Here is a 20,273-nt window from a genome sequence, read left to right on the forward strand (position 1 = left end):
ATAGCCTAACAAGGCAGCAAAGATTTCACTGGCTTCCTTTTTCCAAAGGTTGCACTTATTGATTAAATTTTTAAAGCCTTAAAAAATTTTTAGTAAAAATCAATCTATCACGTTCTAATGCCCAGTAAATCAAACTTTGGCGAAATGAATAATGAAATGCTTATATTTGATTTTTTAGAAAGAAAATAACGATGAAAAAAATATTTCCCCTTCTGATTTTGAATGTAATGAGTTTTTTTTACGCTCAAGAGTTCACTCTGAATGAATTGTTTCAATATCAGTATTATCCACAAGGGATTCAGGGTGGAATTTCTATGAATGATGGCGAACATTACACCGTAATGTCTGATATAGGAATTGATAAATATTCGTACAAAACCTTCCAAAAGGTGGAAACCATTAAATCTGGGAATTATGCCAATTACTTCTTCAATAATGATGAGTCTTTTTTGATTTTAGAAACAGAACCTGAAGCTATTTTTCGACATTCCAAAAAAGCGATTTACACGCTTTATAACATGAAAAATCAAACGGAAACTTTGGTTTTTGAGGGTAAAAAAATCCAAGAGCCCACGCTTTCACCCGATGGAGAAAAAGTGGCTTTTGTGTTTGAAAACAATCTATATCTTCAGAATTTAGCCGATGGGGAAATAACGCAAATTACGAGCGATGGCGAGAAAAATAAAATCATCAATGGAGTTACCGATTGGGTGTATGAGGAAGAGTTTGGTTTCGTTCGAGCCTTTGATTGGAACGCCACCAGCAATCAAATTGCATTCATTCGTTTAGATGAAAGTGAAGTGCCAGAAATGAATGTAGATATTTATGGTAAAAACCTGTACCCCAGCGAATTAAAGTTTAAATACCCAAAAGCTGGTGAGAAGAATGCCGTGGCGTCTGTTCATATTTTTGATTTAAATTCTAAAGCCTTAAAAAATATTGATTTATCTGACTATCAAGATTTTTATGTGCCAAAAATCCAGTTTAGTAAAAAAACAAATGATTTAGCTGTTTTGGTTTCTAATCGTCATCAGAATCATGTGGATTTCTGGATGGTAAACACGCAAAATTTAAACAAGGAAAAATTATTTACCGAAACGGATAAAGCTTGGATTGAAACCGATCATTTAACGCTGGAATTTTTAGCTGATAATAGTTTCATTTGGAGTTCTGAAAGAGATGGATTTCGCCATTTGTATCACTATGCAGATAATGGGAAATTGCTAAATCAAATCACTAAAGGGAATTGGGAAGTTACAGAGTTTTATGGCTATAGCCCTGAAAATAAACGAGTTTACTTCCAGTCCACCGAACCAGGAAGCATTTACCGCGGAGTCTATTCGGTGGGATTAAACGGCAAAAAGAAAATTACTTTGGCTAACCAAAAAGGGGTAAACAATGCAACGTTCAGCAAATCATTTGCGTATTTTATTTTATCGAATGACGCAGCAAATCGAGTGCCTGTTTATACTTTAAATAGTGGAAAAAATGGAGCAAGATTATCAATTTTGGAGGATAACCAAACGGCTCAAAATTATTGGGATTTGAAGCAACCTCAGCCGAAAATTTACGAAGAAATTGAAGTGAACGGAACAAAGTTGAATACCTATATGATTAAACCAAAAGATTTTGACCCGAACAAAAAATACCCACTTTTCATGTATTTATACGGTGGCCCAGGTTCGCAGCAGGTGCTGTACAATCATGGTGGGTTTAATTTCTGGTGGTTTCAAGTTTTGGCAAATCATGGCTACATTGTAGTTTGTGTAGACAATCGTGGAACTGGCGGTAAAGGTTCTGATTTTAAGAAAATTACGTACAAAAATTTAGGTCATTATGAAATTGAAGACCAAATGGCTGCAGCAAAATATTTTGGAAATTTGGATTATATAGACGAAAACCGAATCGGGATGTTTGGCTGGAGTTTTGGAGGTTATATGACGTCGCTGGCGATGACCAAAGGTGCCGATATTTTCAAAACAGGCATCGCAGTGGCTCCTGTTACCAATTGGCGTTTTTATGATACGATTTATACCGAAAGATTTTTGCAAACGCCACAAGAAAATCCTGATGGATATGACAAAAATTCGCCAATTCATTATGCAGATTTAATGAAAGGAAATTTCATGCTGATTCACGGAACGGCAGATGATAACGTGCATGTGCAGAATGCAATGCAGTTTGCAGAAGCGCTGATTCAAGCCAATAAAGATTTTGAGTATATGCTATATCCTGACAAAAATCATGGTATCTATGGCGGAAACACCCGAAGGCATTTATACGAAAAAATAACAAATTTTATTTTGAAAAAACTTTAATCTAAATATAGAATGAAAAAATGGCTTAATTCCTTCTTTTTAACTTTAATTTTCAGCTTTCTATCAGCTCAAAATGTTAATTACGAAGATTACTTCCAAAAAGAAAGTTTACGGATAGATTTCTTGATTTATGGTAGTCACAAATCAGAAAATGCTATTATTCATCAACTGAAAAAAGAGCCGTACTATGGCGGTGGCACATCGTCTCAGCTGTTTTCCCCAGATTATGGCGAGTTCAAAATTTTGGCGTATGATAAAGCAACGCAAAGATTAATTTTCTCTAAAGGATTTAGCCCGATTTTTCAAGAATGGCAAGCGACAGACGAAGCTAAATCCATTCAAAAAGCTTTTGAAAATTCTATTCAGATACCTTTTCCGAAGCATGAAATCATGATTGAAATTCAAAAAAGAAATAAAAAAGGTCGGTTTGAAACTGTCATGAATCAAAATATTGACCCTAATGATTTTACGATTATCAGAGAAAAGCCAAAATTATACCCCACTCATATTATTCAACAAAATGGGCTGGCAAAAAATAAAGTAGATATTGTCATCATTCCTGAGGGATATACGGAAGAAGAAATGCCAAAATTTATAAAAGATACCGAAAGATTGGTAAATTATATGTTCACGATTCCTCCGTTTACGCAGCATCAAAAAGATTTCAATATTATTGCCATAAAAAGTCCTTCGGAAGAATCTGGCACGGACATTCCTGGCGAAAATGTGTATAAGAACACTTTATTAAATTCTAAATTTTATACTTTTGGCGAGCCAAGATATTTGACGACATTTTCCAATTTCAAAATTGCCGATATCGCAGCTAATATTCCCTATGATCAAATTTATGTTTTGGTAAATACCAGCCGATATGGTGGTGGTGGATTTTATAATGTAATGAATTTAGTATCATCTGATCATGAATTATCTGACAAAGTTTTTGTACACGAGTTTGGGCATGGATTCGTAGGTTTGGGAGATGAATATTATGATGCGTCTTTTGGAGGTTCAGAATATTATCCGCTAGATGTAGAGCCTTGGGAACCGAACTTAACGACCTTAGTTGATTTTGATAAAAAATGGAGAGATAAAATTAAAAGAACTACACCTATCCCAACGCCTAGAGCAAAAAAATACAGTAATGAAGTAGGTGTTTTTGAAGGCGGTGGATACACAGCAAAAGGAGTTTACAGCCCTGTGCAAGATTGCCGAATGAAATCTAACGAGGCAGATGGATTTTGCCCCGTATGCTCTGATGCCATTAGCCAACATATTGAATTTTATAAAAAGTGAGGATTTTGGCAGGTAAAATTTTTAATGATAAAAATCATATTTAACAGAATAGATGATTTTTTATTTTTGAACGTTATTTTAAATAGTGAATAACATGAAAAGAAACATTTTATTATTAATTTTCTCCATTTTAACCTTCAATGTATCTTTAGGATATAATTAGCAAAGCATTGTTTACTGAAAAGGTTCAGAGAAAATTATTCAAAATGGAAATCAAGTTTCAAAAAATTATAAAGACGTTTCTTACGTTCCTAAAAAATATTACAACATGTTATTAATTTCTGACTTAGAATATGAATGTCAATTGCAAAATAATTGATTTGTGAGAGCAGAAGTAAAAGAACTGTTTTCATTGGTGAGAGATGAAAATATAAAAAAACTCTGCAATGACGTTGATGGAGGATATGCGATTTCTAGCAAAATAAGTTTCAAAATCGGGAAAAACTTTTAATCTAAAACATTATAAAAATCAAAGCCATTTCAATTTCTGATTGAGGTGCTTTTTTCTAAAAAAAAATAAAATTATGAATAAAGGATGTTTAGGAATAGGTGTAGTAATTGCGGCGATTGCCGTTTTAGCACTTATTTGGGGTTCAGGTGTTTATAACAAGCTGGTAAGTGAAGATGAGAACGTAGCGCGTGCTTGGGCAAATGTGGAAGCAGATTACCAAAGAAGATATGATTTGATTGGGAATTTGGTAGCAACAGTAGAAAATGCAGCAGAATTTGAGCGAGGAACTTTGACTGATGTGATAGAGGCTAGAGCCAAAGCTTCGTCGATTAATTTGACGGCAAATGAATTAACACCAGAAAATATTCAAAAATTCCAACAAGCTCAGAATGAGTTAAATCAATCCTTTTTGGGGCGAATGAATTTCTTGCAAGAAAATTATCCGCAATTGACAGCAACAGAGCAATTTCGTGATTTAAATGCACAAATTGAGGGCACAGAAAATCGCATTAACGTTTCTAGAACACGTTACAATGAAGCTGTAAATCAATACAATAACAAAGTTCGTAAAGTCCCCAATAATCTCCTGGCAAATATTTTTGGATTCAGCCCAAAAGCTCCATTCTCTTCTGTAAGCGGAGCGGAAGTAGCGCCAAGTGTTCGAGATGAATTCAATAAAGGCTAAGTTAAAGCTAATGCCTGATAAAAACGCAGAAAAATCTCCAGAGCTTTTGTTCTCGACCGCAGAAGAAAAAGAAATTATTTTAGCCATTGGTGAGGCAGAAAACCTCACTAGTGGTGAAATACGCTTACACATTAGCAGAGAAGCGGATAAAGATGCTTTAGAAAAAGCTAAAGCTGTTTTTAACGAGCTCCGAATGCATCAAACAAAAGAACGAAATGCCGTGTTGATTCACTTGTCGCTAGGGTCAAGAAGCTTTGCCATCTATGGAGATGAAGGCATCAACCAAAAAGTAGAAGAAAACTTTTGGGAAAAGACCAAAGATAAAATGCAAGAATTCTTTATAAAAGGGCAGATGAAAGAAGGTTTAATTAATGGAATTTTGGATGTGGGTGAAAGACTTAAAAAACATTTCCCATATCAATCTGATGATAGAAATGAGCTACCCGATGAAATCAGCTATGGCGAATAAAATTTTATCACTTTTTGTCTTTATTTTTTCAAGCATCAGCCTTTGGGGGCAATACGATATTCCAGAAAAACCGACCAGCGACCAAAGTTTGATTTTTGATTACTCGGAGAGCATTCTACTCAATTCAGAAGAAAAACAACGCCTTAATCAGAAACTAATTGATTATGAAAGAGAAACCTCTACTCAAATTATCATTGTCTTTATCAAAAGTCTCCAAGGCGAAGACGAAAATCAATTAGCCGCAAATTGGGCACATAAATGGGGCATAGGGCAAAAGGGAAAAGACAATGGGCTCATTATTTTAGTCAGTCAACAAGAGCGTAGAATCTCCATTCAAAACGGCTACGGGCTAGAAGAATTCATGACCGATGCCATGAGCCGTCGAATTATTTATAACTACATCATCCCTAAATTTAAGCAAGGAAATTATTACGCAGGACTTGATAAAGGAACGGATGCAATTATCAATATCCTAGAAGGAAAATTTGTAGAAGAAGGAAATGGAAGCCCCCAAAATGAAGACGGTTTCAACTCCATTATAATTATTTTATTTATAATTCTTTTTCTCTATTTCATATTTAGAAATCACCGCGGAGGAGGCGGAAATGGAAAGAAGAGAAGTAGTAGAGATGTCATTTTCACCGACTTTGGACGTTCTGTTTGGATCCCAAGAGCAGGTGGCTTCGGGAGCAGCAGGGGTGGAAGCTTCGGCGGAGGCGGATTTGGTGGATTCGGAGGCGGTGGCTTCGGCGGTGGAGGCGCCAGCGGAGGGTGGTAAAAAAGAAAGCTCTAGAAGAATTTTATTCCTAAAATTTTATAAGCCTTAAAAAAATTAAGAATAAAATTCTTTCAGCTCCTCTACAATTTGATATGCAGCAGGGCAAATTACCGTATTTTTTATCGTTAAGTGATTGATTTGGTATAATTTTCTTCGGTCGGTGTGGGGGAATTCTCGGCAAGCTTTTGGGCGATTTTCATAGATGAAACAATAATTATCTTCACCCAAAAACGGGCATGGCATAGATTGAAAAACCATATCACCGTCTTCATCTATCTTTAGATAAGTTGCCTCAAAATCTTTTTCGCTCAAGTTCACAGCTTTTGCCATTTTTTTCACATCCTGCGCCGTGATGAGCGGCCCGGTAGTTCTGCAGCAGTTGCCACAAGAAAGGCAATCGATTTTGGCAAAAACTTCATCGTGTTTTTCTTCAGCAATGCGGTCTAAGTTCTTGGGTTTGTTGCGCTTGAGCCAATTCAAGAATTTTTCATGCTCGGGCTGCTTGCTGATGGCTTTTTTTTGGTATTCTTCTAAATTCATTATTCTAAGTTTAAAAGTTCCTCATTCCTAAAACGTCTAAAGATTTGCGCTACCGCCAAAACATCTTTCTCACAATAGCGTTTGATACGATTTATGTTTTTTTCCTGATAATAAACTTGTGCTACATCGGCACCACAAATATCATCTTTTGGTGAAGGAATATTCAAAACATGCGCCAACAAATGGACTGAAGTGTAATGTTTATAATCTCCGAATTTCCACAATTCTAAAGTGTCTAAATGCTGAATTTCCCAAGGTTTTTTACCTTGAATTTGTAAAATCCTGGGCAAAGAAATTCCGTGAATGATTAAACGCCTAGCAATAAATGGAAAATCAAACTCTTTCCCGTTATGTGCACAGAGCAAGGATTTATTTTTGCTAAAATGTGTATGGAGCAAATCACAAAAATCGGAGAGAATTTTTCTCTCATCTTCGCCGTAGAAACTTTTGACCCGAAATTGAGCTTCAGGAGTTATGATGCCGCATGAGATGCAAACAATCTTCCCAAATTCAGCTAAAACACCAGCAGTTTCGTTATAAATTTCTTCTACCGATTTCTCATGAAGATTTTGCTTCCAATGAGTTTTTTGATCAAATAAATCTTTGGCAACACTTGGCAAGTTTTCAAAACCCCAAACTTGCGGCACAGTCTCGATATCGATGAATAGAATGTTTGCTGGATTGATTTTACTAAGCATATTTTTTTAAGCCTTAAAAAATTTTATGATTTAAATCATGGCATTTAATTTGTATACTCACTATAGCAGGATTTCAAAGAGAAATATACAAGTTAAATTTTAAAAAATAAAATAATATGGCTTTTGACTTACCAAAATTAAACTATGCTTTTGACGCTTTAGAACCGTACATTGATGCGAAAACGATGGAAATCCACCACGATAAACATCATGGAGGTTACACCGATAAATTAAATGCAGCCATAGAGGGCACCGAACTGGAAGGGAAATCGATAGAAGAAATCTTGGTGCAAGGTTTTGAAAAAGATGCGGTGAGAAATAATGGTGGGGGATTCTATAATCATTCACTTTTTTGGGAAATTTTATCTCCCAATGGTGGCGGAAAGCCAGAAGGCGAGTTGCTGAAAGCGATAGAGGATGCTTTTGGTTCGTTTGAGAAATTTATAGAAGCTTTTGAAGAGAAGGCAAAAGGACAATTCGGCTCAGGTTGGGCTTGGCTTTGCGTGATGGACGGAAAGGAATTGATGGTTTGCAATACGGCAAATCAGGATAATCCGTTGATGCCCAATGGCTGTGGTGGAACTCCGATTTTAGGCATCGATGTTTGGGAGCATGCATATTATTTAAATTACCAAAACAAGAGACCAGACTACGTTTCAGCATTTTGGAATGTTGTAAACTGGGATCAAGTGGCAAAAAACTTTGAGGATGCAAAAAAATAATTTATAAAGTAGATTTTTTAGAAGCCTTAGAAAATTTAGAATAAAAAAATAGCAATGAGCCGCCTTACAACTAAGGCGGTTTTTTCAGTAAATGTAGTGCCAGTAGTGGTTTCATTAAAGCATTAAAACATTGAAATTAAATTAGTTAGGAGTGTTTAGCTAACTAGAATAAAAATTTTTAAGAAAATCAAATTTTAGCACTCCAAAAAAATTTCGGAAATTTGTACCTTAATGTTTAGAATTTAGAATAAAAACTTCTGCACAAACAGATTTCATGAGTGATTTTTTAAAACATGAATGCGGGATAGCACTTCTCCGCTTATTAAAGCCTCTTTCTTATTACAAAGAAAAATATGGGAATGCCTTTTATGGTATTGACAAAATGTATTTAATGCTTGAGAAGCAACACAATAGGGGGCAAGACGGTGCGGGCGTGGCAAGTATAAAACTGGGGATGCAACCAGGCGAAAGATACATCAGCCGTGCTCGGTCAAATGCAGAAAGTCCTATCAAAGATTTATTCTCAAGTGTTAACCAAAGTATAAAAAGAAGAGTTGACCTAAATCCTGATCTTCTAAAGAATTTGGATGAGTTGAAAAAAGAAGCTCCCTTTATCGCAGAAGTATTCTTGGGGCATGTCCGCTACGGGACTTATGGCGAAAATTCACTGGAAAGCGTTCATCCTTTTCTGAGGCAAAATAACTGGAAAGCTCGGAATTTACTAGTCGCAGGGAACTTTAACCTGACGAATGTAGATGAGCAGTTTCAGAATTTGATTGATCTAGGTCAGCACCCAAAAGCTAAAGCAGATACCGTGACGGTGATGGAGAAGATTGGACATTTCTTAGATGAGCAAGTCACAGAACTTTATTATGATTTAAAAAAAGATGGCTTCACTAAAAAAGAAGCTTCTGCCGAGATTGCTAATCGCATTAGCGTTTCTAAAATTCTGGAGAAATCGGCTAAGAACTGGGATGGAGGCTATGCCATGGCGGGGATGTTTGGGCATGGCGATAGTTTCGTTTTACGTGACCCAGCGGGAATACGCCCAGCTTATTATTACGTAGATGATGAGATTGCCATAGTAGCAAGCGAAAGACCTGTGATTCAGACGGTTTTCAATGTTCCGCTCAATAGCGTGAAGGAATTAAACCCTGGCGAAGCGATTGTGATAAAACATTATGGTGAAGTTAAATTTCATCAAATTTTGGAACCTCTGGAGAAAAAAGCTTGTTCTTTTGAGCGTATTTATTTCTCTCGTGGCAGTGATGCTGAGATTTATGAAGAACGAAAAGAACTTGGTCGTTTGCTCATCGACCAAGTGATGGAAGCCATAGATAATGATATTCACAACACAGTTTTTTCTTACATTCCAAACACGGCAGAAGCAAGTTATTTTGGGATGCTAGAAGCTGCCAACGACGAGCTGAACAAAGAGAAATCTAAAATGATAATGCAGGAAAAAGAGGATATGACAGACCTGCGAATCAAAGAAATTTTATCGACTAAGTTGCGTTCAGAAAAAATAGCCATAAAAGATGCAAAATTGCGTACATTTATAACGCAAGACAATTCTCGCGATGATATGGTAGCACACGTGTATGATGTGACTTATGGTGTGATTCTCCCGACGGATAATTTAGTCATTATCGATGACAGTATTGTGAGAGGAACAACTTTACGAAACAGCATTATTCGAATTTTAGATCGCCTCAATCCAAAGAAAATCATTGTGATTTCTTCGGCACCGCAAATCAGATATATTGACTGCTATGGGATAGATATGGCAAGACTCGACCAGCTTATTGCATTCAAAGCGGCAGAACAATTGCACCGTGAACGAGGCACAGAATACATCATAGAAGAAGTATATGAAAAATGCAAAAAAGATGTTGCTTCAAATGAAATAAATATAAAGAATCATGTGCAGGAATTTTATGCAACATTTACTGATGAAGAAATTTCTGCCAAAATATCAGAAATGTTAACCGGGCCAAGCATCAATGCAGAAATTCAAATCATTTACCAAAGGGTAGAAAATCTGCACAAGGCTTGCCCCAAAAACTTGGGAGACTGGTATTTCACAGGTAACTACCCAACCAGAGGAGGAAATAGAATATCAAACAAAGCGTTTATTAATTACTACGAAGGAAAAGAAGATCGCGCATATTAAAAATTTCAAATTAAAATTTTTTAAGGCTTAAAAAATATGGAAAAAAAAGATTTTTTATACGAAGGTAAAGCGAAGAAAATTTACGCAACTTCAGAAGAAAATAAAGTCATTGTTTATTATAAAGACGATGCTACAGCATTCAATGCTCAGAAAAAAGGTTCTGTGGAATCTAAAGGAGAAATGAACAATAAAATTACAACACTTATTTTTCAATATTTAGAGAAAAATGAAATCCCAACGCATTACATCGAGACGCTAAATGAGCGAGAGCAATTAGTAGAAAAAGTCAGTATTGTTCCGCTAGAAATGGTGGTGAGAAATTACGTTGCAGGATCTATGGCAAAGCGTTTAGGTTTAGAAGAAGGCGCGCAATGCCCCGAGACAGTTTTTGATATTTGCTACAAAAAAGACGAATTGGGCGACCCGCTCATCAATGATTTTCACGCCGTTTTGTTGAATGCAGCGACTCACGAGGAATTAAAAGAAATGTACCAACTGACTGATAAAATTAATGAATTGTTAAAAGATTTGTTCTTAAAGGCAGATCTAATCTTAGCTGACTTCAAAATTGAATTTGGCAAAAATAAAGATGGAAAAATCATTTTAGCCGATGAAATCAGCCCTGATACGTGCCGCTTGTGGGATAAAGATACAGGGAAAAAACTAGACAAAGACAGATTCAGAAGAGATTTGGGAGAAGTAAGTGAAGCATATATAGAAGTTTACAACCGATTACAGAAAGTTTTAAATTAATTTTTTTAAGCCTTAAAAAAAATGTCAACATACAAAGTAGCTGGAGTAGATAAAGAAGAAGGTTACCAAACCGTTCATAAAATCAAAGACGACGTAGCCTCTACGCATAGCAAAAATGTGCTCAATGGGATTGGTTCTTTTGGAGCTTTTTATGAGCTGGGCGATTACAAAAACCCAGTTCTTGTCAGCGGAACCGACGGCGTAGGAACCAAATTGAGAATTGCGCTTGATGTGCAAAAATACGACACCGTGGGCATAGATTGCTTTGCGATGTGTGCCAACGATATACTGTGCCACGGAGCCAAACCTTTATTTTTTTTAGATTATTTAGCTTGCGGAAAATTAGATAGCGATGTGGCTGCTGAAATTGTGAGCGGGATTGTAAAAGCTTGTAAAGAAACAAGTTGTGCCTTGATTGGTGGGGAAACAGCTGAAATGCCTGGTATGTACCAAATCGGCGATTATGACGTCGCTGGATTTTGTGTTGGTGCGGTAGAGAAAGATGAAATCATCGATGGGCAAAAAATCAAAGAAGGCGATGTCGTTCTTGCTTTAGCCTCGAGCGGATTCCATAGTAATGGCTTTTCTTTAGTAAGAAAAGTTTTTACAAATCTTCAAGAAGAATGGGAAGGGAAGCCTTTGTATGAAACGCTTTTGATTCCGACGAAACTTTACCAAAACGCTATTGACGAGTTGAGAAAACAAGTATGTGTAAATGGAATAGCACATATTACCGGCGGGGGTTTGATTGAAAATATCCCGAGAATTTTACCGAAAGGTTTGGGAGTAGAGATTCATAAATCAAGCATCAAAACGCCGAAAATTATGCAAGAATTGCAAAAAAGAGCTGGTATTGCTGAAGAAGAAATGTTTGGGACGTTCAATATGGGCGTGGGGATGGTAGTGATTGTAAGTAAAGATAAAGAAGCAAAAGCGCTGCAAGCTTTAGAGGCAGCTGGAGAGAATGCTTACAAAATTGGTTTTGTGAAATCAAGTGAGCGAGAAATTGTATTAGAATAAATGTTTAGCCATTTTTGATTTGATTGAAAACCAATCAAAAGAAGTTCTGCAAGAAGTTTTGGAGTCTTTTAAAAAATGGCAAATGAGATTTTGATTTAAAAGATTAAAGAAATTTGTTAGATTAAACGTTAAATATCTTTACATTTAGGCATACTTTGCTTTAGTTTTTCATGAAAAATAAATTTCGTATCAGGCTTACTTTAGGATTCGCCTTGTTTGCCATGTTTTTTGGTGCAGGAAACCTGATTTTGCCACCATTTATTGGGTTGAAAGCAGGCAACGCATGGTGGGCTGCGATTTTAGGGTTCTTTACAACTGGGATTTTAGCTCCGTTTTTAGGCGTCATTACGATTGCCTCTTTTGGTAAAAAATTCCAAGATTTAGGAAAAAGAATCAATCCTGTATTAATTACAGTTTTGAGCGTACTGATTATGCTCTGCATTGGCCCGCTAATAGCTATTCCTAGGACGGCTTCCACAACGTTTGAGATTGGCATTATGCCACTTATGCCCCAGTTCAATGCCAGCTTGTTTGCTAGCATATTCTTTGCCACTGTATTGGCTTTATCTGTTTCAAAATCAAAAATTATTGATATTATTGGAAACTACCTAACGCCTTTTCTGATGCTGAGTTTGGGCATTTTGATTGTTTTAGGAATAACAGATGCTGATAAAGGTTCGCTTGATTCTCACCAATCTTGGTTAGATGCCTATTTGTTGGGGTTTTATGAAGGTTACCAAACATTGGACGTTTTGGCTGCGGTAATTTTTGCAGGAATCATCATCAACGCAGCAATTCAAAAAGGATTTCAACAACCCAAAGAAAGATTTCAAATCACGATAAATGCTGGCTTTATCTCGATGATTGCCTTACTTTTAATTTATGGTGGATTGGTTTTCTTAGGCTCACATGCAGGATTTTCTGCTGATGATGAAATTTCAAGAACAGAATTGCTTCTACAGATTTCACACGGCATTTTGGGTAAAAGCGGTACGCTGGTAATTTCCATAGCGATTTCTTCCGCTTGTTTAACGACAGCTATTGCGCTTACTTCTGCCATGGGAAGCTTTTGTGAAGACATTTCTAACGGGAAAATTAAATACAGTATTGGCGTTACTATAACTTGTATTATTTCTGGGATTTTGTCCATCAATAGTGTAGACGAAATAATATCCTATGCCATTACTATTCTTTCATTTATTTACCCGATTGTTTTTGTTTTGATTTTAACTTTATTAATCTTCGGGAAAAAAGTGATGTCACCATTTCCTTATTTATTAGCGATTTTGGTTACAGCTTTCATTTCCTTGATTACCGTATTGGCTTCTCATGAAATTTCCCCTAGATTTACGACATTGTTCAACAGTGTTTTGCCTTTGTCCGCCTATGATTTAGGTTGGCTTTTGCCCTCATTTTTAGCCTTTGGCTTAGGCATTTTAATCCAAAATTTCAAAAAAGTTTAAAACCAGAAAATCTTTTATCAAAAAAGGCAGTCTTTTTTTTAATGAAAAAGACTGCCTTTTGCGTTTTATTTCAAAAAGTAAATTTACTTGCGGTAATTCTTCAAAATACTAGGCGGAACGCCACCTTTGTTTAATAAAATTGCCGTTGTTTTATAAGCTACATAAGCTTTGGTAACGTATAAATAGCCATCATAGTCATTGTTTACGCCCCAAGAATTTTTTACGATATAATATTCTCTCCCGTTTTGGTCTTTTGCCAAACCAACGATATGCATTGCATGATCATCTGTCGTTTCATAATTATCAAACGCCAATTGCCTCATCGCTGGGGTGATTTCTCTTTCCTTCGTTGGCGGATTTCTAAATAAATTTGAACGTTCCTCTTGGCTCAGTTTATCTGTATTTTGCTCTGGGACATAGGCTACACCATTTCTCCAGCTAAAGTAAGGCTCAGAAACATCTGCAGCCCAAGCTACGGTATATCCTTTTTTCAACGCATTATCTATTGTTTTCACAAAATCAGTCATTTCCACATTATAAGCGTGGTCAAAGCTCCAGTTATCTGGCACGGCCATGAATACATTTGTATATTTTGGTTCATGCTCATAAGACAGCATTTCTATATAATCATCAGGATTGATGCCTACCACTTCTTTAGCAAAAGATTTAGGCGAATATTTTTTATTATTATACATAAATGTTTCGGGTACTTTGCCCAAATAAGCATCGAGAGCTGCTTTGAAGGCGGATTCCCAATTTGGAGTCAATTTCTTGATTTGTTCTCTTTTTACCAAGCCTTCCAAAAATCCTTTGAGTGCCGATTGCATTTCTTCAAAATCATTTCTTTCTGTTCCGTAATTTAAACCTGAATAAATGTACTGCGGAACGATTCCGTATTTAGCATAAATATTGATGATGTCATGCAATTCGCCGCCATCACCATAATCTAAGTTTCCGTGCATACGCACATATTGTTTAGCCTTTTCTACATAAGTGTTTCTCGCAGTGAAAATCTCTGATAAATCGACTGGGGGCTTACCCATTCTCACCATTTCACTTTCCAAAAAAGACGCTCCTGCGTAGCTCCAGCAAGTTCCGCTGCTTCCTTGGTCTTTCACTTCCATTCTTTCTAAATTAATCACTGGAGTGAACACAAACCCTGCATTTTCTGTTTGGTTTTGAGCCACTGCACTGATTAAATTATCTTGCGCTATGCCATAAGTCAATGTACTCATTGCCAGCGTCAACAATATTTTTTTCATTCCACAAAAATTTTATTCCTACAAAAATAAACTTTTTGGCCTAATCTGCTTAAATTCTACAAGCTTTTATCTTTTTTATATCATTTTTTTTAAGGCTTTAAAAATTTTATAGATAAAGAAAAAACTGAAAAAAAGTGTATCTTTAAGGTACAGATTATTCATTTTTTTAAATCAGGAATTATGAGATTGCATTCATTGGTATTTCTTCTGCCATTTCTACTTATTTTAGGTTGCCGCTCCAATGTTTCATCACCTAGAGAGGAAAGGATTATTTCTTTTGAAACTTTTGGAATTCAACCTAATAGCAAAAAAAATGCTTCTATTTTTGCAAAAAAATTGATTGATTCTCTTCAGAAGATTCCTGCAGATGAGAGAGTAAAAGTTATCTTCCCCAAGGGGCGTTATGACTTCTATGCGACAGGTTCTTTTACTAAAGAATATTACATTTCTAACCACGATCAACTGAATCCTAAAAATGTGGCCTTCGCGCTTGAAAATTTAGAAAATATAACGATTGATGGGCAAGGTTCTGAATTTATTTTCCACGGGCGAATGATTCCTTTTTCTATCATCAAAGGAGAGAATATTTCATTGCAAAATTTTTCTATCGACTTTGAGAATCCTGCGTTTCGCCAGTTGACGATTTTAGCTGTAGATGAAAACAAGGGCGAGGTAACCGCTTCTGTTTTCCCAGAAAATAATCATGTAATTGAAAATCATAAATTCTACAGAACTGGTGAAAGCTATGAGTTGAATTTGTTCCAAGCGATGCCCTTTCGTGCCGATCGCCGCTTGGCTTATCAGCGCAGTGATGTGGCTTTTAATCCTAAAGAAATCGAGGAAATTTCGCCCAATCAATTGCGTATCAAAGGTTGGTATCAAATTCCCCTGACGAGTGTGGGCGAGCGTTTTGCGCTACGTTCGCACAAGCGTCCAACACCAGGGATTTTCATTAGCCAAAGCAAGAATACTGCCGTCGATAATATTCAGCTCCACTATGCTGAAGGCATGGGGCTTCTTGCGCAGATGAGCGAAAACATTTTCCTTGATGGATTTAGTGTTGCTTTGAAAGGAAAAGACGACCCGCGCTATTTTACCACACAAGCTGATGCAACACATTTCTCTGCGTGCAAAGGTGTTATAGTTTCTAAAAATGGTTTGTATGAAGGCATGGCCGATGACGCTATAAACGTACACGGCACTTATTTGAAAATCATAAAAAGACTCGATGCCAAAACTATACAGGCACAGTATATGCACCCCCAGGCTTGGGGTTTTGTGTGGGGCGAAAAGGGTGATGAGGTTCAGTTTCTAGAGTCAGAAAAAATGGAATTGTTGGGGGGTAACTTTACGACCAAAATTGCTTCTATCTATGCCGTTGACCAACCGAGAGCTTTTGGTGCTAAAGTTTTTGAAATTACTTTTGAGAATGAAATCCCAAAAGTAATCAATGAAAAAGGGAAATTTAGTGTAGAGAATTTAACTTGGACGCCTGAAGTAATTTTTTCTAATAATGTCATCAGAAACAATAGGGCTCGTGGCGCGCTATTTAGTACGCCCAAAAAAGTGATTTGCGAAAACAATGTTTTTGACCACACACACGGCACAGCGATTCTGCTCTGTGGCGATAGCAATGGCTGGTACGAGACGGGCGCCTGCCGAGAGGTTGTAATACGGAACAACCAGTTTATCAATGCATTGACAAGCAATTACCAGTTCACCAATGCGATTATTTCTATTTACCCTGAAATTCCTAATTTAGAGGGGCAAGAGAAGTTTTTCCATTCAGGAATTGTGATTGAAAATAATACTTTTGAGACTTTTGATCAGCCAATTTTATACGCAAAATCAACCGACGGAATTGTTTTCCGCAATAATGTTATTACTCACAGTGGTGAGTTTGAACCGTTCCATTGGAATAAACATCGTTTCTTCTTTGAGAAGGTAAAGAATGTTTTGATTGAAAAAAATCAATTCGAGAATGGATTTAATCCAGAAAAAGATGTTCGCATAGAATTATCTGAGGAGAAGGGCATTCAAATCAAATAATTCATCTCGTTTTTACAGTAAATTTTTTTAAGGCTTAAAAAAAATAGATTTTCTAAGCCTTATTATTTTTTATTAAAATAAGGCTTTAAATGCAGGGGTATCCCAAAGCTTGTAGATTGCAAGTGCTAATAAGCCAATGGCGGTAAACAAATTCAGCCCATTGCTGAGTAAAAATCCTGCAAATGAGCCCAGTGCGGCTTTAAGTGCGTTTTTCATCTCTCTTCTCTGAATATATTCTGCTATGAATGCTCCTAAAAACGGGCATATAATGATGCTCACAAAGCCTAATGGGGAGAAAATGATTCCGATAATTAATCCGATACTGCTTCCCCAAATAGCGTATTTACTGCCTCCAAATTTTTTAGTCGTATAAGCTGGTAATAGGTAATCGATGATTTTCAAAAAAACAACCCACAGAGCTATTATTATCAACCAAACGGGATGCAGTTCTATAACATCTTGATAAACAAGCAAAAAAAGACCTGAAAATGAAAAAACTAAACCAGGCAACAGTGGTAGAATCGCTCCTAATACGCCTAAAATCATAAAAATTAGACTAATCGTTATTTCCATTGTTTAAAGTTACAATTTTTAGTTAATTTGTAAACATGGAATGGTATAAAACAAAAATAGCACATGCTTATCGTAATGGCATCACCGATGAAGTCAAAAACTACATTTTTGCTAACGTAGATGGTGTTTGGGCAAATGTAGCAATGATTGTTGCAGGAATTATTTTTTTAGTCGCAGCTTTATATTTGATTGACGTCATTCTGAAGAAAATTTTTCTCTATTTCATCAAAAAACTCATCAACCTCACAAACTCAAAGTGGAGCGTTGCATTTTATGACAATCGTGTTTTCAACTCTATAATTCACTTTTTTTCCATTGCGATTGCTCGTGTACTGATGCCCTATGTGTTTTACCCCTTACCTGGAGTTGTTACTTTTTTAGACCGCACATTTTATGTGCTTTTGATTATGGTTTTCATTCAGATGTTTAATCGGATTGCCGACGCCGTATCAGAGGTGTCTGTAGATGAGAACAATTACCGAACTGTGGCTGTACGCTCATTTAGTCAATTAATAAAAATCATTACCACATTCTTTGGTGTTTTAGCCTTCATTTCCATTATGTTTAACATTGGCTATACCGAAATTTTAGGAACAATGGGAGCCTTGACTGCGATTCTGATTTTAGTCTTCAGAGACACCATTTTAGGTTTTGTATCGGGCATTCAAATTGCTTCTACACAAATGGTAAAGGTAGGAGACTGGGTAAGTATTCCTAAATATAGCATTGAGGGAAAGATTAAAGAAATCAACTTAGTTTCAGCCAAAATTCTCAATTTTGATAAGACAATTTCTTCCGTACCCACGTATGATTTGATTTCCACGGAAGTCAGAAACTTTGAGCCAATGGTTCATAGCAAAACTCGCCGCATCAAACGCGCTATCTTATTCAATGTCAAATCTTTTAAATTTTGTACGCCAGAGATGCTTGAGCGGTTTAAACAAATCAACTTGATTGAAGCTTACATCTCTAAACGCCAAGTTGAATTGAGAGAATACAATCAATCTCGGGGCTATAATCCCAATAATATTGTCAATGGAATTAACTTGACCAACATTGGCGTTTTCCGAGAATACACCAAATGCTATTTGCTAGACAACCCCAATATTTCACACTCGGCAGATGATTTTTTGATGGTTCGTCAGCTAGAAGCCACACCACAAGGCTTGCCTTTGGAGATTTTTTGTTTCACCAATACTTCCGCTTGGGTAGAGTACGAGAAAATCCAGTCTGATGTATTTGATCATCTACTCTCCGCTTGCAAAGAATTTGACTTGGAAGTCGTGCAAATCCTCGCTTCCTAAAAATTTTTTAAGGCTTAGAAAATTTAAAATCTAAGCCATTATTTTACAAGGCAAAACTCTTTTGCAACTTAGCGACAATCTTCATTTTACCCTGATGAATTTCATTAAAAAAACCTGCAAAAAATAAATTTGCAGGCTTAATTTTTTAAGGCTTAGAAAATTATTTTATTTCGCCTACCATATCTTCTGGTTTCACCCATTCATCAAAATCTTCTGCCGAGACGTAACCTAAATTCACCGCTTCCTCTTTCAGCGTTGTACCATTTTTGTGTGCCGTCTGAGCGATTTCGGCTGCTTTGTAATATCCAATTTTAGTATTTAGTGCCGTTACCAGCATCAATGAATTGTCAACCAACTCTTGAATTCTTTGCTCATTAGCTTCAATGCCATTCACACAATTTTCAGTAAAAGAAACACAGGCATCACCAATTAATTCTGCACTTTGCAAAGCGTTGGCTGCCATCATAGGTTTGAAGACGTTCAACTCATAATGTCCTTGTGTTCCACCGATGGTAATTGCTACATCATTTCCCATCACTTGCGCGGCTACCATCGTCAAAGCCTCAGACTGAGTCGGATTCACCTTACCAGGCATGATGGATGACCCTGGTTCGTTTGATGGGATGATAATTTCACCAATCCCCGAGCGTGGCCCAGAAGCCATCATTCGGATATCGTTAGCAATTTTATTTAACGAAACAGCGATTTGCTTCAAAGCCCCGTGCGTTTCTACAATCGCATCATGCGCCGCCAATGCTTCAAACTTGTTTTCTGCGGTTTTAAACGGCAAACCCGTAAATTGGGCAATATATTCCGCTACCTTCACATCATAGCCTTTAGGCGTATTGAGGCCTGTACCTACGGCCGTCCCACCCAATGCCAGTTCAGACAGGTGATTTAAAGTATTCTCCAAAGCCCTCAACCCATGAGTCAATTGGCTAGCATAGCCTGAAAACTCTTGCCCCAAAGTCAGCGGTGTAGCATCCATCAAGTGCGTACGCCCGATTTTCACAATATTTTTGAACTCATTTGCTTTCGCCTGTAGTGCGTCCCTTAATTTTTCTACACCAGGGGTGGTGACTTCTGCTATTTTTTTATAAACAGCGATATGCATTCCCGTAGGGAAAGTATCGTTAGATGATTGAGATTTATTCACATCATCATTCGGTAGTAAAGTTTTTTCACCTTCACCTATGGTTTTACCTGCGATTTCGTGTGCCCGATTGGCAATCACCTCATTCACATTCATATTTGATTGAGTGCCAGAGCCCGTCTGCCAAATCACCAAAGGAAATTCATCATCCAACTTCCCGTCTAAAATCTCATCACAAACCTGAGCAATTAAATCCCTTTTTTCTTCGCTTAAAACGCCTAGCTCTGCATTGGCATAAGCGGCAGCTTTTTTAAGATAAGCAAAGCCATAGATGATGTCTAACGGCATTGATGCTGCTGGCCCGATTTTAAAGTTATTTCTACTGCGTTCGGTTTGAGCTCCCCATTTTTGATTTTTAGGTACCTTTATCTCACCTAAAGTGTCTTTTTCAATTCGGAATTCCATAAAGATATATTGTTTCAAATTAAGTTATAAATTTACTTAAAATTCATGTAAAAGTGAAATCTGATATTTTTTAGCTTTCAATAAAAAAGATGAATTTTGATTAATTTTTTTAAGCCTTTAAAAATTTTTGGCTAAAATTTTGCGTTCTATAAATCAAAAATAAA

18 protein-coding genes are annotated in these 20,273 nt (G+C 36.6%); 13 read left to right on the forward strand and 5 right to left on the reverse strand.

All coding sequences use genetic code 11. From position 1 onward, the window contains the following. Positions 1-191 precede the first annotated feature (191 nt). From QOX03_RS00300 to QOX03_RS00325, 6 genes are all read left to right on the forward strand, one after another. Positions 192-2,318 carry a S9 family peptidase gene (locus tag QOX03_RS00300; RefSeq protein ID WP_283671020.1) on the forward strand — a complete coding sequence of 709 codons (2,127 nt, stop codon included), beginning with the start codon at positions 192-194 and terminating at the stop codon, positions 2,316-2,318. 12 nt (positions 2,319-2,330) lie between these two features. Next, positions 2,331-3,611, forward strand: coding sequence for a M64 family metallopeptidase (locus tag QOX03_RS00305; protein WP_283671021.1), 1,281 nt, complete (start codon positions 2,331-2,333; stop codon positions 3,609-3,611). 322 nt (positions 3,612-3,933) lie between these two features. Continuing rightward, positions 3,934-4,062 (forward strand): hypothetical protein, encoded by a 129-nt coding sequence (locus QOX03_RS00310; protein ID WP_283671022.1) that lies wholly within the window; start codon positions 3,934-3,936, stop codon positions 4,060-4,062. A 73-nt stretch (positions 4,063-4,135) separates the two neighbouring features. Beyond that, a complete protein-coding gene (locus tag QOX03_RS00315; RefSeq protein ID WP_283671023.1) occupies positions 4,136-4,747 on the forward strand; it encodes a LemA family protein in 612 nt (203 codons plus the stop codon). Further along, a complete protein-coding gene (locus QOX03_RS00320) occupies positions 4,728-5,216 on the forward strand; it encodes a TPM domain-containing protein (RefSeq protein WP_283671024.1) in 489 nt (162 codons plus the stop codon). Before QOX03_RS00315 ends, QOX03_RS00320 begins: the two co-directional genes overlap by 20 nt. Then, positions 5,119-5,994 (forward strand): TPM domain-containing protein, encoded by an 876-nt coding sequence (locus QOX03_RS00325; RefSeq protein WP_283671025.1) that lies wholly within the window; start codon positions 5,119-5,121, stop codon positions 5,992-5,994. The genes QOX03_RS00320 and QOX03_RS00325 overlap by 98 nt, the downstream gene beginning before the upstream one ends. A gap of 54 nt (positions 5,995-6,048) precedes the next feature. Here the strand turns inward: QOX03_RS00325 and QOX03_RS00330 are convergent, their stop codons facing one another. Both QOX03_RS00330 and QOX03_RS00335 read right to left on the reverse strand, forming a co-directional pair. Beyond that, positions 6,049-6,534 carry a YkgJ family cysteine cluster protein gene (locus tag QOX03_RS00330; RefSeq protein WP_283671026.1) on the reverse strand — a complete coding sequence of 162 codons (486 nt, stop codon included), beginning with the start codon at positions 6,532-6,534 and terminating at the stop codon, positions 6,049-6,051. Continuing rightward, entirely contained in the window at positions 6,534-7,232 is a 699-nt protein-coding gene (locus tag QOX03_RS00335; protein WP_283671027.1) for a 3'-5' exonuclease, read from the reverse strand. The genes QOX03_RS00330 and QOX03_RS00335 overlap by 1 nt, the downstream gene beginning before the upstream one ends. A 116-nt stretch (positions 7,233-7,348) precedes the next feature. Between QOX03_RS00335 and QOX03_RS00340 the strand changes: the two genes are divergently transcribed. The 5 genes from QOX03_RS00340 (at position 7,349) to brnQ (ending at position 13,363) form a co-directional block, all read left to right on the forward strand. Next, the gene (locus QOX03_RS00340; RefSeq protein ID WP_283671028.1) at positions 7,349-7,954 is read left to right on the forward strand and encodes a superoxide dismutase; all 606 of its coding nucleotides are present in this window, start codon (positions 7,349-7,351) and stop codon (positions 7,952-7,954) included. A 274-nt stretch (positions 7,955-8,228) separates the two neighbouring features. Further along, positions 8,229-10,127, forward strand: a complete 1,899-nt coding sequence (locus QOX03_RS00345; RefSeq protein WP_283671029.1) for an amidophosphoribosyltransferase — start codon at positions 8,229-8,231, stop codon at positions 10,125-10,127. A 36-nt stretch (positions 10,128-10,163) separates the two neighbouring features. Beyond that, the gene (purC, locus tag QOX03_RS00350; protein WP_283671030.1) at positions 10,164-10,880 is read left to right on the forward strand and encodes a phosphoribosylaminoimidazolesuccinocarboxamide synthase; all 717 of its coding nucleotides are present in this window, start codon (positions 10,164-10,166) and stop codon (positions 10,878-10,880) included. Positions 10,881-10,901: 21 nt separating this feature from the next. Continuing rightward, positions 10,902-11,900 carry a phosphoribosylformylglycinamidine cyclo-ligase gene (purM, locus tag QOX03_RS00355; RefSeq protein WP_283671031.1) on the forward strand — a complete coding sequence of 333 codons (999 nt, stop codon included), beginning with the start codon at positions 10,902-10,904 and terminating at the stop codon, positions 11,898-11,900. Positions 11,901-12,070: 170 nt separating this feature from the next. Then, complete coding sequence (gene brnQ / locus QOX03_RS00360) at positions 12,071-13,363, forward strand: branched-chain amino acid transport system II carrier protein (RefSeq protein ID WP_283671032.1); 1,293 nt, start codon at positions 12,071-12,073, stop codon at positions 13,361-13,363. Between the two features lie 83 nt (positions 13,364-13,446). On the opposite strand, the gene QOX03_RS00365 is transcribed toward brnQ, so the two are convergent. Beyond that, positions 13,447-14,625: a C1 family peptidase gene (locus QOX03_RS00365; RefSeq protein WP_283671033.1), complete on the reverse strand. Its 1,179-nt coding sequence runs from the start codon at positions 14,623-14,625 to the stop codon at positions 13,447-13,449. Positions 14,626-14,805: 180 nt separating this feature from the next. Between QOX03_RS00365 and QOX03_RS00370 the strand changes: the two genes are divergently transcribed. Beyond that, complete coding sequence (locus tag QOX03_RS00370) at positions 14,806-16,674, forward strand: right-handed parallel beta-helix repeat-containing protein (RefSeq protein ID WP_283671034.1); 1,869 nt, start codon at positions 14,806-14,808, stop codon at positions 16,672-16,674. Between the two features lie 72 nt (positions 16,675-16,746). On the opposite strand, the gene QOX03_RS00375 is transcribed toward QOX03_RS00370, so the two are convergent. Next, positions 16,747-17,247, reverse strand: a complete 501-nt coding sequence (locus tag QOX03_RS00375; RefSeq protein ID WP_283671035.1) for a DUF456 domain-containing protein — start codon at positions 17,245-17,247, stop codon at positions 16,747-16,749. A 35-nt stretch (positions 17,248-17,282) separates the two neighbouring features. Here QOX03_RS00375 and QOX03_RS00380 point away from each other — a divergent pair, with 35 nt between their 5' ends. Then, positions 17,283-18,551: a mechanosensitive ion channel family protein gene (locus QOX03_RS00380; protein WP_283671036.1), complete on the forward strand. Its 1,269-nt coding sequence runs from the start codon at positions 17,283-17,285 to the stop codon at positions 18,549-18,551. Between the two features lie 160 nt (positions 18,552-18,711). On the opposite strand, the gene fumC is transcribed toward QOX03_RS00380, so the two are convergent. Then, positions 18,712-20,109: a class II fumarate hydratase gene (gene fumC / locus QOX03_RS00385; RefSeq protein WP_283671037.1), complete on the reverse strand. Its 1,398-nt coding sequence runs from the start codon at positions 20,107-20,109 to the stop codon at positions 18,712-18,714. Positions 20,110-20,273 lie beyond the last annotated feature (164 nt).

It is taken from the genome of Candidatus Ornithobacterium hominis (assembly GCF_951229915.1).
Taxonomy (GTDB): Bacteria; Bacteroidota; Bacteroidia; order Flavobacteriales; family Weeksellaceae; genus Ornithobacterium; species Ornithobacterium hominis.

Coding starts and splice junctions, on each gene's coding strand:
- QOX03_RS00300 (WP_283671020.1), top strand. CDS start 192: ATGAAAAAAATATTTCCCCTTCTGATTTTGAATGTAATGAGTTTTTTT.
- QOX03_RS00305 (WP_283671021.1), top strand. CDS start 2,331: ATGAAAAAATGGCTTAATTCCTTCTTTTTAACTTTAATTTTCAGCTTT.
- QOX03_RS00315 (WP_283671023.1), top strand. CDS start 4,136: ATGAATAAAGGATGTTTAGGAATAGGTGTAGTAATTGCGGCGATTGCC.
- QOX03_RS00320 (WP_283671024.1), top strand. CDS start 4,728: ATGAATTCAATAAAGGCTAAGTTAAAGCTAATGCCTGATAAAAACGCA.
- QOX03_RS00325 (WP_283671025.1), top strand. CDS start 5,119: ATGGAATTTTGGATGTGGGTGAAAGACTTAAAAAACATTTCCCATATC.
- QOX03_RS00330 (WP_283671026.1), bottom strand. CDS start 6,534: ATGAATTTAGAAGAATACCAAAAAAAAGCCATCAGCAAGCAGCCCGAG.
- QOX03_RS00335 (WP_283671027.1), bottom strand. CDS start 7,232: ATGCTTAGTAAAATCAATCCAGCAAACATTCTATTCATCGATATCGAG.
- QOX03_RS00340 (WP_283671028.1), top strand. CDS start 7,349: ATGGCTTTTGACTTACCAAAATTAAACTATGCTTTTGACGCTTTAGAA.
- QOX03_RS00345 (WP_283671029.1), top strand. CDS start 8,229: ATGAGTGATTTTTTAAAACATGAATGCGGGATAGCACTTCTCCGCTTA.
- purC (WP_283671030.1), top strand. CDS start 10,164: ATGGAAAAAAAAGATTTTTTATACGAAGGTAAAGCGAAGAAAATTTAC.
- purM (WP_283671031.1), top strand. CDS start 10,902: ATGTCAACATACAAAGTAGCTGGAGTAGATAAAGAAGAAGGTTACCAA.
- brnQ (WP_283671032.1), top strand. CDS start 12,071: ATGAAAAATAAATTTCGTATCAGGCTTACTTTAGGATTCGCCTTGTTT.
- QOX03_RS00365 (WP_283671033.1), bottom strand. CDS start 14,625: ATGAAAAAAATATTGTTGACGCTGGCAATGAGTACATTGACTTATGGC.
- QOX03_RS00370 (WP_283671034.1), top strand. CDS start 14,806: ATGAGATTGCATTCATTGGTATTTCTTCTGCCATTTCTACTTATTTTA.
- QOX03_RS00375 (WP_283671035.1), bottom strand. CDS start 17,247: ATGGAAATAACGATTAGTCTAATTTTTATGATTTTAGGCGTATTAGGA.
- QOX03_RS00380 (WP_283671036.1), top strand. CDS start 17,283: ATGGAATGGTATAAAACAAAAATAGCACATGCTTATCGTAATGGCATC.
- fumC (WP_283671037.1), bottom strand. CDS start 20,109: ATGGAATTCCGAATTGAAAAAGACACTTTAGGTGAGATAAAGGTACCT.